The following is a 13,779-nucleotide window of genomic DNA, read 5'->3' on the forward strand; positions in this document are numbered from 1 at the left end:
ATCCTGCAGGCCTGGTGGCAATAGCGGAGAGGCCACACCTGTTCCCATGCCGAACACAGCAGTTAAGCTCTCCAGCGCCCATGGTAGTTGGGGCTTTGCCCCTGCGAGAGTAGGACGCCGCCAGGCATGTCATAAACACCCATGAATGAGATTGGCTCATTCATGGGTGTTTTTTTATGTACTTTAAATACCCGGTTTGACAAAAGAAAATAGGACAAACGTATATCGCCTGAAACCAGGTATGGTTGGTTTAAGCCATGCTTTTGTCCAAGTGAAGTAAGTTAAGTCACCACCCATATGTATGAGCATTTAATAAAGCGGATGGAGGGAGACTAAATGGAACAAACCATCATTCATATCATCAACATGCTATTGCTACTGTTATTGTTGGCTTTAGGAGGTATAATGTACTTTGGAATGCACTTCGCTCCACAATCGGATCCTTATACTGCCGAACATATTGCCGTAGGGATGATTTTTATTTTATGGGGCCTCAATTATGGGATTCAGCTAAAGTTGTGCACGGTCAAAAGCTTAGTAGCAAGCAATCTACTGCTTGTATGTGTTGTTGCCTTGTATGTTTTCTTCATTTACTATCCGATAACCTTTTTGGAGTTTTTTGTGGAATAAGCCCTTTTTAGCATCATGAACTCAGGATCCTGTTGTTATACTTGGTTGCACCACTGTTAAATTTATTGAGTTTCTTTAAACTTATCAGCCCGCTGGTTGTCATCATCAGCAGTAAATTATATAATCGATATCGAAACTCGATATCGATTACCGCTTTCAGTGCAGATCAAAAATGAAGGAAGGAGGACCCGAGTGGATAATAAAGTATTAAGGAAATTATTTTTAGGCTTTATTCAAATACATATCTTACATCACGCGAAAGAGGATGCGATTTATGGTTCTTGGATGCTGGAGGAATTACAGGAACATGGTTATGAAATCAGTGCAGGGACTTTGTATCCGATTTTGCACAATATGGAAAAGGATCAATTATTACAAAAAGAAGAAGTCAATGTAGATGGGAAGATTCGAAAATATTACCGTATAACAGATAAAGGTGATAGTGTCCTTCAGGAAGCCCGTGCAAAAGCTTATGAATTGTTTAAAGAAATTACGTAAGGAGTGATGATCCAGAATGTCAAAATCCTTAGAGAAACAAAATCATTTTCATGTCCTCTTGCAAATTTTCATTGCCTCGACGAAGTTAGGATTGACATCATTCGGTGGCCCTGTAGCACATTTGGCTTATTTTAAGGATGAATATATCGATCGCCGGAAATGGCTGACGGATAAAACCTATGCCGATATTATTGCGTTGTGCCAGTTCCTCCCTGGTCCGGCAAGCAGTCAGGTCGGGATTTCAATCGGCATGCTGCGTGGCGGGATTTTAGGTGGATTGGTATCCTGGTTTGGGTTTACTGTGCCATCCATCATCATACTTGTCGTTTTTGCGAAGCTTTATCAAACGTTCACACTTGATGGGGGAGGTTTTATCCACAGCTTGAAAATCGTCGCAGCAGCCGTTGTCCTTCATGCGTTGATAGGATTGGGGAAAAAACTGACGCCTGATAAAACCAGATTGTCGATTGCCATTGCAGCCGCATCTCTGATGCTGATGTTTCCATCGGCCTGGATGCAAATTGTCATCATATTGGCAGCTGGATTGTTGGGTTTAAAACTATTCAAGGACAGAGCAGAATCTAACATAGAACCATTCAAGGTTACCATCTCTAAAAAAGCAGGAGTTGTTTCCTTGGGAATCCTAATTGCATCTCTTATCGTGTTACCATTGATTGCACGTGCGACCGACAATCGATTAGTGGATATTTTCGATACGTTTTTCCGGGTCGGTTCATTGGTATTTGGGGGTGGCCATGTTGTTTTACCGATGATTGAGAGGGAAGTGGTACCGCCGGGGTTATTGTCACCTGATCAATTTCTTGCCGGTTATGGAATGGCTCAGGCAGTGCCAGGTCCGTTATTTACATTTTCAAGTTACCTGGGTACCTTGATGGAAGGAATAGTCGGTGCGATTTTTGCGACAGTGGGGATTTTCCTGCCATCGTTTCTGCTGGTCATTGCGGCTTTGCCATTTTTAAATGTTTTGCGCCAGCATTCTGCCTTCCAAGGGATACTGATGGGGGTCAATGCAAGTGTGGTTGGCATTTTATTAGCTGCATTTTATGATCCGGTCATCAGCAGCTCTATTTTTGATGCGACGGATTTTGCTCTTGGCGTCATTCTGTTTGCATTATTGAATATATGGAAGATGCCCGCATGGCTCATTGTGCTAGTCGGGGTCGGTGGGGGATACATCTTCGGAATGCTGTAATCCAGGACAGGAGAGGAAATCGCTGATATATCAATTGTTTTGCGCTATTTCAGCAAAATCAAGATTCTTGAGGTTATCTTTCCCTTTTTCAGCTAATTAAAAAAAGCTAAACAATTAACAAGCTATACATGAAGGCCCCCACCTATGGCTTTCCTGTAAAATTATCAAATTAGAAGAGTGGATTGTTAGAAACATATCGTGAATCTAGGAAGGTGTGAGTATTTTGGAGCTGCTTATCAGTTTTATGATAGGTTTTTTATTCTTAGCGGTCGGCATTCTGGATTTTTTTATGCCTTCTAAATGGAATCACATCACAAGAATAATCATAAGGTTTGTCATTCTATTCATTGGTACTGGATTTACTTTTTACGCTTTGTTAAGGCTGTTTGGTTACATTTCATTATAAATGCAACCAGACGCGTGTAAAATCCTTGGCATCTTGGCCGCTCAAAGAGAGAGAACGCTCGGAATTTCCCTCCCAAAGCGTTCTCTCTTACTAGTCATTCCAGTAATCGTTCAAGTGTTATTAGATTATTCTTCCTTTCCGTCATAGCTGATTAAATTAGTGAAAATTCGGTATCCACCTGGAACAAGGTTCTGGATCTGACGATACCAGACAAGGTTTGTATAAAGGTAAGTTCCTTCTCCATAATCAGTCAGTAAAATGCCGCCCTCGAATTGGTCCCCGTCGAGGTCTGTCATTGTTAGGAAGGTTTCATACTGTTCATCCCATTCCATTGGAAAGTATAATCCTCTTTCCTGAATCCAGCCTTCCCAGTCTTGTTCGGTAATCTGATTTGGTTGATTGAATAAGGGATGCTCGGGCTGTAAAATATTATACTCGGATGTTTCGTCTGTCACCCTCCATTCAATAGACGGAGATCCTATGGTCAAAGGATAGGGAGCGGTATTAGCTGGGTCCCAGTTGTCACCCGGTTTATGATACTGAACCACCACATGTCCGCCATTCTCTGCATATTCCAAAAGCTTGTCGCTTTGCTCGACCAAGTCATCCCGTGAAAGGTAAGCACGGATACCGGTCACGACTGTATCAAATTTTGTCAGGTCCGCCGTTTCCAAATCCTCGATTTTAGTTATATTCATACCGACTTCTGATAGCTTATCCGCTACTTTGTCAAAACCTGAATCAATATAACCGACTTGAAGATGTTGAGGAAATTCTAAATTCAGCGCCATTCCATTTATATCGGCGTTTTTAATATTGTAGAAGGTTCCGATATGCTCATAATCTATTTCCTGGACTTGTTTCTGCAGCACCTTTCCATTTACGGCTGCGGTAGGGGTGATGACAAAAGATTCATCTGTTAAATCCTCAGGAGGTTCAATGGAAAAAGTAATAGTTTTTTCTATCTCCCCTTTCTCAAAGGAGACATCTTTATTGTCTGCTTGTTCCCAACCTTCGGGAAGCTGTAGGGAAATTTCTGCTTCCAATGGACTTCGTGTATAATTCGTTACCTCCACGTCGATTGCAACTGCTTTTCTCGATTGAGCAGTGTTTATCGCTAATGTTTCTGGATCAGCTTTCAATCCCACCTCCGGAAGAACTGCGATTGTTTCTTCAGGATTATGCGATGTAGTAGAGGTTACACGGTTCACCTGGTAAGAAATAGTTGTTTGAAGAACCGGCTTATCATAAGGGTGATAATAATCTGCTTCCTCCGCTGCTGTTACGGAAAACTTTACGTTCTTTACTTCCCCAGGATGAAGGGCGAAAGCGCCTTTTTTACCTTTGATTTCCCAGTCTTCGGGTCCTGTTAAGTTTGGAGATACGTCCTTCAACGTTTTCTGCCCGTTGTTTTTTAATGTCACGGTAACCGTTGCTTCAGCACCCTGGGCGAAAACAGGTTGATCAATGGTTGTTGTAACTTCCAGTTGAGAAGCAACAAGGCTTGCTTGTTGTAGTTGGTTTTCTTTCACCTCGAGGCGGTGTAATAAATCGTTTTTATCTACTTGTCTAAAGTTGAAGCGTTCTACTTTTCGTTTTGTTTTAAAGAGTTGTTTTAATGCTTGATGAGACTTTTCCAATACTACCTGGTTATTTGGATAAGCATCGATTACTTCGTCCAGTTTTTTCTGGAGCTTTCGTAAGTCCCCTTTTATTTTGTTATCCGATTTTTTTAAGTTGTCGGAGTATGTCTTGAAGTCATAACTTAATCCTTCGAAGATAGAGCTCTCCTGGTCCGGAATTTCTCCTACCGATGACTTCACCAATTCTAAGTACTCGATTTGCGAACCGGGCTCAATGTCTCTCCCCATACCTTGGCTTTTATGCAAGTACCTTGATTGTTCACCTAATTGTGGATACGTCATGTCATAAATCGGGTCATAATCACCGACTTCGATATTGACGGTTGCATCGGCTTCTGAAGCTGGCAAGTAAAGTTTTTTGATTTGCCACGGGTGCAAACCTTCTTCCAATTGTTCTGGGAAAACGGTAGGATCGGCCGCATCTTCAAAAGCTTTCATGCTTAGTTGGGCAATTGCTCGGTGATGTCCATGCTGGCTCTCCACATCACGAAATGACGGCATAACAATGTCAGGCTGATACATTCTAATTCTTTTGATAAAACGTTCATAGGTGGTTTCTTCTCCCCACTTTGTCAAGGTTTCGTCTGGAGATTTAGAAAAACCGAAATCATAAATTTCGTCGTTGGTCGTTTCGCTTAAATGAAAAACTTCCACACCTGTGATTTTTGATGCTTCAATCATTTCTCTGGAACGGATGATTCCTAATCCGTTTCCAAGTTCCTCGCCTATTTCGTTTTGTCCTCCTTCTCCGCGATTTGCAATAATACTGGCTGTATGGACTCCAAGTCCTCTGGATAGATAAGCAAGCAAGTGACTGCGCTCGTCATCAGGGTGGGCCCCTGTGTTCATGAAACTAGTAATGGTGCTCAAGGGTTTTACAGCACTCCAAAGTTCAGGATTGTGGTCGTTTCCAGAACTTTTCCCAAAGGCTTGGGTTGAAATAAACGAGGGAAGGAAAAGGGCTAAACAAAGCAACAAATAACTACATTTTCTGATCATTAAAAAACTCCTTTCTCCACTAGTATGTTTTCCTTGCCAGATGGAATGTTAAAGTTCACCTCCTCGGACTCCAGTCGATAAGTAAAAGGCATTTAGGTTAGTAAACTTTACTAATCAACTGCCGGCAAGGTTTTTACTTGTTTTTAACGGTAGGGAAAAAATGAAAGGGTTACAACTATCGGAAAATCCCTGATTCGGGAGGAAGTTAGTCTATATCTTAAAAAAACAAAGGTTTCCTTTGTTTTTTTTCGTTTTACCTCCATTTTCACTAGAAAAGGGTATAAAGGCTTAAAAAGTATGAAAGCGCTTTAAAAACCGGAGAAAATTCCTTTCGCTTTTTGGGAAAAAGGATGGAATTGGAGGAACGGGAGAGGGAGATATCCAGGTAATCATGTCATTTCTAGTCGAATAAACAGGTGTATCTGACTATAAAAAACCAGTCGGCAGAGCGCAAATAAAGATTAAATACATCGTTATTCTTACATGCGACGGGTTATCTCTAGAAAAATAAAGATATTGCTTGAATAACGAAGAAAAGAAAAACAAATGAGAGGAAAAAGCCTAAAATCCAATAATTATTTAAAAATTCAGCGTTTTACAAATATAAGCGTTTTCATATACGATGTGTACAGTTGATAAGTAAACCTAACTAACTATGCTTGTCTAGGTAAAATACAGGATGCTGACAATTTGCATAGTCAAGGCATGGCAAAATCCGATTGTTTAAGGGGCTTATGTAATGCATAAAGTGGAAAAAGGAAATGCGGCATACATTAAAAATATGAACAAAAGACTGGTGTTACAATGCGTCATCGAGCATCAACCAACATCCAGAGCCGAAATTTCGAAGGAAATCAATATAAGTAAACCCACTGTTTCAGGACTCGTTGACCAGTTGCTGGAAGATGGATGGATATATGAGACCGGAAGTGGCGAAGCATCAGCTAATGGGGGGAGAAAACCTGTCCATCTATGCTTTAATCCCAGTTTTGCTTTTGTGATCGGTGTAGATATTGGTGGAACAAAGGTAGCATCAGGCATTAGTGATTTAAACGGGAATATTTGCGCTTACCGTGAATTTCCTACACAGGAGAACTTGGAAAAAGGGTTATTGGAAAATATCCGAATGGATATAGAGTCGATGAAAGAGGAATTGGATATTTCTGAAGAAAAGATTTTGGGGATGGGAGTAGGCGTACCCGGCATGACGAATGTAGAGGAAGGTATTGTGTATGAATCCCCTGCTCTTGGCTGGAAGCAATACCCGATAAGGGAAAACCTTGCCGAATATTTTGAGTTCCCGATATTCGTGGATAATGACGTCAATATCAATGTACTGGGAGAACACTGGAAAGGTGCTGGGCAACAAAAAACAAATTTGATTTATATTGCAATTGGAACTGGCATCGGCAGTGGAATCATGCTTAATGGTCAGTTATATCGTGGAAGCAATTATAGTGCCGGAGAAATTGGTTACTTGGTAACAGACCGTGTCTATGCGAAAAACTACCACCCTGTTTATGAAGGTTTCGGATTTTTGGAAAGCGTGGCCAGCGGATCATCGATTGGTGACCAGTTATCAAAGAAAATGGATTCCAAGGTGACAGCCGAAGAAGCGTTTATGTTGTATCGCCAGGGGCATAAGGAAGCAGCTGAAGTTATTGATTCAGCAGTAGAGAATTTGGCTCTCGGGATAGCGAACTACGTCTCTTTGTTCGACCCTGAAGTCATCATTTTAGGAGGTGGTGTAAGCCGGTCTTACTCTGTGATTAGTGAGAAGATAAATGACATCCTAGAAAGATTTGCTCCTAAGAGATGTGAAGTAGTAGCTACGACATTTGGAAGAGAAGCTGGGGTTATTGGTGCAGTTGCTTTATTTCTAAAGGAATTTGATACTATTTTTTCTATTTAACAAGGGGGTATTTTTGTGGGGAAGGTTAAGAAGACTTGGCTATTAAGTTTGTTTGCCGCATTGTTGTTTGTGATGGCAGGCTGTATGGCCGGAAGTTCGGACGAAGAAGCTTCTGGAGAAGGTGAAAGTGAAGGAGATACAGCAGCATCAGGTGACGAACTGGAAGAGAAAGTAGTCGTGTATTCACCACATGGTAATGATATTTTAAGTGAATTTGAACAGCAATTCGAGGCGGAATACGGCATCGAGATGGAGTTCCTTGATATGGGTTCTCAAGAGATTTTGGACCGTGTTCGATCCGAAGCCAACAATACACAGGCTGATGTATGGTGGGGTGCCCCGCAGGTCAATTTTGACCAGGCCAAAGAAGAAGATTTGCTTGCTGAATATAAACCTTCTTATGCCGATACGTTAGACGAGTTATACCATGATGAAGACTGGTATTGGTCCGGTACTTCGATCACACCGGAAGTTATTCTCTACAATAATAAAGAGTTGTCTGAAGACGAAGTGCCAAAAGACTGGGATGAACTGGTTGACCCAAAATGGGAGGATGAGCTGATAATCCGTTATCCGTTGGCTTCTGGAACGATGCGGACAATTTATTCTGCCATGATTTATCGGACATACAAGGATACGGAGAGCCCGGAAGAAGGATATGATTGGTTGGAAAAGCTGGATGCCAATACAAAAGAATACTCTGCGAACCCGGAAATGATGTATAACCAGGTAGCAAAAGGAGTAGGATCATTGTCGGTTTGGAATATGCCGGATACCGTCATGCTCGCTGAAGAAAAAGGTTATCCGTTTGATTATGTGATCCCGGAAAGCGGCACACCTGTTTTGACAGAAGGGATTGCCATTGTAAAAGACGCTCCGCATCCGAAAGCGGCGGAAGCTTTTTATGAATTTGTCAACACGAAAGAGGCTGCAAAATTACTCGCAGAGAAATATTATCGGATCCCGACTAGGGAGGATGTAGAAGACCTTCCGGAATGGATAACCGAAACGGAAATCAAGCCGATGGAAATTGACTGGGGTACGTTCCAGGAAAAATCTCCGGAATGGATGGAATATTGGGATAATAACATTAAAAACACAGAAAAAGACAAAAGTGAAGAAGAATAGAACCTCTATCCACCAATGAGGAGACGGATTAACAATAGGGAAACGAAGCCGTGGCGATGCAACTGCCATGGCTTGGTTTTCCTGAATTAGAGGAGTTGGTTTTCGATGTCAACGGTGAATTTGTCTACGATAACAAAGCGATTTGGTAATGTAACGGCAGTAAAAGAACTGGATTTAAAGATAAAAGAAGGCGAGTTTTTTACATTCCTCGGACCCAGCGGCTGCGGCAAAACAACAACACTTCGCATGATAGCCGGATTCTATTATCCTACCGAAGGAAAAGTGAAGTTTAATGAGAAAGATATGACAACAGTGCCGCCGGAAAAAAGAAATACCGGAATGGTATTTCAAAACTATGCTCTTTTTCCGCATATGACAGTCTATGAGAATGTAGCCTTTGGGTTAAAAGTCAGAAAGACAGACAAGAAGGAAACCAGAAGCCGTGTAGAGGATGTATTGAACAAAGTCCGCCTTGGTCAGTATATCGATCGTCAGGTAAGCCAGTTGAGTGGTGGTCAGCAGCAGCGTGTTGCTTTGGCCCGTGCGCTTGTCATTGAACCGGATATCCTGCTATTGGATGAACCATTAAGCAATTTGGACGCCAGGTTGAGAGACGAAATGAGAAATGAGATTTTACGGCTGCAACGTGAGTATGGTATCACTACTATTTATGTCACACATGACCAGGTGGAAGCCCTGACAATGTCTGACAGAATTGCCGTTTTCAATTTTGGCGAATGCCAGCAGGTTGGAACCCCTTCTGAAATCTATAATAAGCCGGTCAATGACTTTGTAGCAGCTTTTATAGGAGAGACAAACCTGTTTTCAATCAAACCGGACAAAGAGGAGGAAGGAACCGCTGTTTTTCAATCTGCGGATTTTGACAAGTCCATCTATGTGGACCACACCGAAGAAAATATCGCTTCTTATGCTGAGGGAGAAGAGCTGGTCATGTCTATCCGCCCGGAAGCAGTACGAATCCTGAAAGACTCTGTCGATGGAAATAATGTGTTCAAAGGAAAAGTCTCACTAGTCCAATTCACGGGAGCTTCCGTGCATACCTATATTGAAATGGAAAACGGTGCTCAGATCAGGGCTACCGATTTAAACCATGGACCGAGTACTTATCTGAAAGAAGGTACTTCAGTTAGCTTCCAGCTACCTCAAAATCAAATCAGAGTGATTCCAAAGGCGGGGGAGTGAGAGAGTACATATGTTGAATGCTGAAAGAAAAAGAACCATCCTTTTATTGATTCCCATTGTATTAGTTCTGGTTGGATATGTGTTATATCCATCCATTGAAACATTGATTGAGAGTTTCAAGAAAAACGGTGCATTTTCCTTGCAAAATTATGGTGATTTTTTTGGGTCGAAAGCTGCTTCCAATCTTGAAGCATTGTGGAATTCCGTCTATATATCGTTGCTATCTGTTTTTTTCAGTGCGCTGATCGGTATTCCTTTGGCTTATATTTTTAATCGATATGATTTTCCAGGCCGACAATTCTTCTCGAACATAGCAATCATGCCGATTGTCCTGCCATCCCTGGTGGGTGTCATGGCCTTTATGTTTCTGTACGGGGAAGCGGGGTTGGTGCCGAACGCACTAAAGGATTTATTTCATCTGTCGGAGGTTCCGTTCAGCATCGGTGGTATATCTGGCATTTTATTGGTACATGCCTACACCATGTATCCGTATTTTTATATGACGACTTCCTCTGCATTGAATAATATCGATCCCTCTTTGGAAGAAGCGGCTTATAATTTGGGTTCGAGTCGACTCAGTGTGTTTTGGAAGGTGACATTTCCTTTATTGACGCCGGGATTGGTTGCTGCCTCTTTGCTTGTATTTATGGTGTCGATGGCCTCGTTCAGTGCACCATATTTACTAGCCGGCGGATTCCGGGTGCTAAGTCTGCAAATCTATTTTTCTAAGACAAATGGAGATTTAGACATGGCTGCCACCCAATCTGTGATTTTATCGGTAGTATCGATTGCTTTTCTTTTATTTATGCGCTGGTTTCAAAATAGAAAAGACTATCGAATGGCCAGCAAGGGAATTGGTGCCCACCGTAGTGAAGTAAGCAATCCGCTTCTGAAGTGGTCGATGGTATCGTTAGGGATCATTGCGATGATTGTATTATTGCTTCCTCATGTCACTCTGCTTGTGTTGTCACTCGTGCCAGAAGGGGCATGGACTTGGCAGACATACCCGCAGGCATTCAGTTTTGAAAACTTTCGTTTGCTGTTTGAAGATACAAATATTTGGGACCCGGTCCGGAACAGTTTGATCATGGCTGCAATCGCATGTGGCGGAGTTTTTGTATTTGGCATCATCACCTCCTATGCGCTTGTTAAACGGACATTTATCGGGAAAAATTTGTTGGATATTCTGGTCATGATTCCATGGGCTTTGCCGGCAACGGTTGTCGGGATGAATTTGATTCTTGCATTCAATGAGCCGTCTGCCTTCTCATTCGGAAAGGTTCTCGTAGGAACCTTTTGGATTTTGCCATTGGCTTACTTTGTGCGGTTCATCCCGCTGGTAGTACGCTCTACGAACGCTGTTCTTGAACAAATGGATGATTCCATCGAGGAGGCTGCTCAAAACCTGGGGGCAAAATGGTTCTATACCTTTCGCAGGGTTGTTCTCCCTTATATCATGCCGGGAGTATTGAGCGGTTCACTTCTTGCCTTTGTGCAGGCAGTGGGAGAGTTCCCTACTTCGGTGCTTTTATATACGCTGGGAAACAGACCGATATCCATTGAAATTATGAATCAGCTGCGAATGTTCAATTTGGGGCAGGCAGCTGCATATGGAATGATTCAAGTAGGGTTGATTGCGATCGTTCTGTTTGTTTCCTACAAGTTTTTCGGCGTGAAGTCTGAAAATACACTTTAAGAAAACCGCACTAAAAACGGCGTTGTTTAATAATGAAATCATTGGGGTGTTTTGATATGAGTTCTTTGAAAGAAAAATTTGAGGCGATAGATGGTCAGCAATTCCCCGGAAAGACATACGCAGAAGCTTTATTGAAGCATGTGTTCTATGAGCAAAAAGAGCATTTATTCGAAGCCATGTTCATGATTCACAAAGCACATACCACCATGCTTGCTGAACAACATATCATTTCAGAACAGGAAGCAAATCTGATTCTGAAAGGTGTAAAAGAAGTAGAGAAAACGGAAACTTCCGGTCTGAATTACACAACCGAATTTGAAGATTTGTTCTTCCTGGTAGAGTCGAGAATCGGTAAGATTATCGGTGATGAGCTTGCCGGGAAAATGCATATTGCCAAAAGCCGAAATGATATGGGAGAAGCAATGTATCGCATTGTCATAAGGGATTATATCATATCCGCTCTCCGGGAAGCCGAAAACTTGAAGGAAGCGTTGCTGTATCAGGCAGAAAGACATATCGACTCCATCATGCCTGCGCACACACATACACAGCCTGCCCAGCCAACTACATTCGCCCATTATTTGGTGGCGGTTACGGATAATTTAGACAGAGACATCAAACGATTAAAGAATGCTTATCAAACGGTCAACCAGTCTCCTATGGGTGCTGCAGCTATAACGACATCAGGCTTTCCGATTAACCGTGATCGGGTAGCTGAATTACTGGGATTTGATGGAGTAGTCGAAAACTCTTACGATGCGATAGGCACAGCCGATTATTTAATTGAAGCTGCTCAAGCTTTGATTAGTTTGATGACAAACATGGGGAGATGGATTCAAGAATTTCTCCGGATGGCATCTAAGGAAGTAGGATTAATAAGAGTGTCCGATGCCTATGTTCAAATCAGCAGTATAATGCCGCAAAAACGCAATCCCGTTTCAATCGAACATTCAAGAGCCTTGGCAAGTAGTGCAGCTGGTGAAGGCATGACTGTCATCCACATGATTCATAACACCCCTTATGGCGATATCAATGATACCGAAGACGATTTACAACCGCACTTGTATGAAGGGTATCGTAAAGGGATACGGGTGCTCCGTCTGATGCGGGCTGTCGTTCTTACAATGGAGTTTAATAGGGAAAGGGCGTTTCAACAGGCAAGGGAAAATATGATTACGATCACCGAGCTTGCTGATGTCCTGGCCCGTGATTATGGCTTCTCTTTTCGAAAAGCACATCATCATGCCAGTATCATTGCCCAAAAAGCAGATGCTGCAGAGTTAGAGTTATATGAAATCCCGGTAGATACAGTGAATAATTGGCTTGAAGGCGTTCAGCTCAAAGACGAAGATTGGCGTGAAATAGTGGACCCCTCCTGTTTTGTAGAAAAAAGGAGGGTGATGGGCGGCCCGAATCAGGAGTTGGTCAAGGAAATGATTCGAAAAAGGAAGCAAAACATTACTGGCAGGATGTTCGATGGCAATGTTAACTAAGATGTCAGCAAGTCAAAAGACATACTAATGCGCCAAGTGATGCCTGAAGTATCTGCTGTCTAGGATAGGAGGTCACAACTCGTGGCCTTGTCAACTTAACCTTGAACTAAGCTATCTTGCCATAGGTGGTGTTGGTGAGAAATTCTTATAGGGTAGTGTTATACCTAACCCACTAAATTTATCGGTGAGGAAGATGGATATGAAAGCAATTGCAGTTTACTGTGGTTCGAGCAGGGGGATAGACCCGATTTATATGGAAGAGGCCAAGAAACTGGGGGAAGTACTGGTGGATAATGGCTTGGATCTTGTTTATGGAGGAGCAACAGTCGGTTGTATGGGAGCAGTTGCGGATTCTGTTATGGAGGCAGGAGGGAAAGTGATAGGAGTGATACCTGAGCGGTTGAAAAATGTTGAAATTGCTCATCAACAACTTTCCGAACTACATGTCGTCAAAACAATGCATGAAAGAAAAGCCTTAATGGCAGAGTATGCAGATGGTTTCATTGCATTGCCTGGTGGTGTCACTTTGAACGGTATTTTGCGCATATTTTAAGTACTATTTTGCACGAGATGAAATATAAAAATCTATCTTCATGTAAAAGATAGATTTTAATAATTACTTGATTCCGATAACTAAACTGTCTCGTGCAGCTTCAACAACTTCTGTTGTAATGGTTTCAAGATTATTAATTTCAAGTATCCTTTCAATCTGGGTGAAGAGTCTTTGTATAAGCCTGAAGTTTCCTCCAGTAATCTTAATAATACTAGTTATTGCTTCGTAATCAGAAAAATCTTCAAGTTTTATAGAAAGTCCTAACTCTTCCCATTTATACTCCAAAATATGATGAGCTTCATCTTTACTGAGTTTATCAAACTCATGGGCAAATCCAATTCTGGAATAAAGTTGAGGATATCGAGCTAATCTTTTCTCAATTCCAGGCATTCCGATCAATATCAT

Annotated in this window: 10 protein-coding genes, 1 rRNA gene and 1 pseudogene; 10 read left to right on the top strand and 2 right to left on the bottom strand. The window is 42.0% G+C overall.

Features of this window, described 5'->3' with window-relative positions:
* Window positions 1–10: 10 nt before the first annotated feature.
* From rrf to chrA, 4 genes are all read left to right on the top strand, one after another.
* Window positions 11–126 (top strand): 5S ribosomal RNA (rrf, locus tag F6X55_RS02495).
* 210 nt (window positions 127–336) lie between these two features.
* Window positions 337–630, top strand: coding sequence for a hypothetical protein (locus tag F6X55_RS02500; RefSeq protein ID WP_153461817.1), 294 nt, complete (start codon window positions 337–339; stop codon window positions 628–630).
* A gap of 192 nt (window positions 631–822) precedes the next feature.
* Window positions 823–1,128, top strand: a complete 306-nt coding sequence (locus F6X55_RS02505) for a PadR family transcriptional regulator (protein WP_026571971.1) — start codon at window positions 823–825, stop codon at window positions 1,126–1,128.
* Between the two features lie 16 nt (window positions 1,129–1,144).
* Window positions 1,145–2,341, top strand: coding sequence for a chromate efflux transporter (gene chrA / locus F6X55_RS02510; protein WP_153461819.1), 1,197 nt, complete (start codon window positions 1,145–1,147; stop codon window positions 2,339–2,341).
* A 531-nt stretch (window positions 2,342–2,872) separates the two neighbouring features.
* Here chrA and F6X55_RS02515 read toward each other — a convergent pair.
* A complete protein-coding gene (locus tag F6X55_RS02515) occupies window positions 2,873–5,389 on the bottom strand; it encodes a PIG-L family deacetylase (RefSeq protein ID WP_237648584.1) in 2,517 nt (838 codons plus the stop codon).
* Window positions 5,390–6,128: 739 nt separating this feature from the next.
* On the opposite strand from F6X55_RS02515, the gene F6X55_RS02520 reads away from it, so the two are divergent.
* The 6 genes and pseudogenes from F6X55_RS02520 to F6X55_RS02545 all read left to right on the top strand — a co-directional run.
* Window positions 6,129–7,301, top strand: a complete 1,173-nt coding sequence (locus F6X55_RS02520) for an ROK family transcriptional regulator (protein WP_035427627.1) — start codon at window positions 6,129–6,131, stop codon at window positions 7,299–7,301.
* A 15-nt stretch (window positions 7,302–7,316) separates the two neighbouring features.
* A complete protein-coding gene (locus tag F6X55_RS02525) occupies window positions 7,317–8,429 on the top strand; it encodes an extracellular solute-binding protein (protein ID WP_026772099.1) in 1,113 nt (370 codons plus the stop codon).
* 105 nt (window positions 8,430–8,534) lie between these two features.
* Window positions 8,535–9,632 (top strand): ABC transporter ATP-binding protein, encoded by a 1,098-nt coding sequence (locus F6X55_RS02530; protein ID WP_153461821.1) that lies wholly within the window; start codon window positions 8,535–8,537, stop codon window positions 9,630–9,632.
* Window positions 9,633–9,642: 10 nt separating this feature from the next.
* The gene (locus F6X55_RS02535) at window positions 9,643–11,328 is read left to right on the top strand and encodes an ABC transporter permease (RefSeq protein WP_153461823.1); all 1,686 of its coding nucleotides are present in this window, start codon (window positions 9,643–9,645) and stop codon (window positions 11,326–11,328) included.
* Between the two features lie 56 nt (window positions 11,329–11,384).
* Window positions 11,385–12,821 carry an argininosuccinate lyase gene (gene argH / locus F6X55_RS02540; protein WP_153461825.1) on the top strand — a complete coding sequence of 479 codons (1,437 nt, stop codon included), beginning with the start codon at window positions 11,385–11,387 and terminating at the stop codon, window positions 12,819–12,821.
* Window positions 12,822–13,020: 199 nt separating this feature from the next.
* A pseudogene (locus F6X55_RS02545) lies at window positions 13,021–13,371 on the top strand (LOG family protein); the annotation flags it as partial.
* A gap of 66 nt (window positions 13,372–13,437) precedes the next feature.
* On the opposite strand, the gene F6X55_RS02550 reads toward F6X55_RS02545, so the two are convergent.
* The coding region (locus F6X55_RS02550) for a TniB family NTP-binding protein (RefSeq protein WP_474103974.1) at window positions 13,438–13,779 on the bottom strand (342 nt) is incomplete at its 5' end.

This window comes from Sediminibacillus terrae (assembly GCF_009602435.1).
GTDB lineage: Bacteria > Bacillota > Bacilli > Bacillales > Amphibacillaceae > Sediminibacillus > Sediminibacillus terrae.

Bases quoted from the DNA above. Each gene is read 5' to 3' on its own strand.
- F6X55_RS02500 (WP_153461817.1), top strand. From the start codon at position 337: ATGGAACAAACCATCATTCATATCATCAACATGCTATTGCTACTGTTA.
- chrA (WP_153461819.1), top strand. From the start codon at position 1,145: ATGTCAAAATCCTTAGAGAAACAAAATCATTTTCATGTCCTCTTGCAA.
- F6X55_RS02515 (WP_237648584.1), bottom strand. From the start codon at position 5,389: ATGATCAGAAAATGTAGTTATTTGTTGCTTTGTTTAGCCCTTTTCCTT.
- F6X55_RS02520 (WP_035427627.1), top strand. From the start codon at position 6,129: ATGCATAAAGTGGAAAAAGGAAATGCGGCATACATTAAAAATATGAAC.
- F6X55_RS02530 (WP_153461821.1), top strand. From the start codon at position 8,535: ATGTCAACGGTGAATTTGTCTACGATAACAAAGCGATTTGGTAATGTA.
- F6X55_RS02535 (WP_153461823.1), top strand. From the start codon at position 9,643: ATGTTGAATGCTGAAAGAAAAAGAACCATCCTTTTATTGATTCCCATT.
- argH (WP_153461825.1), top strand. From the start codon at position 11,385: ATGAGTTCTTTGAAAGAAAAATTTGAGGCGATAGATGGTCAGCAATTC.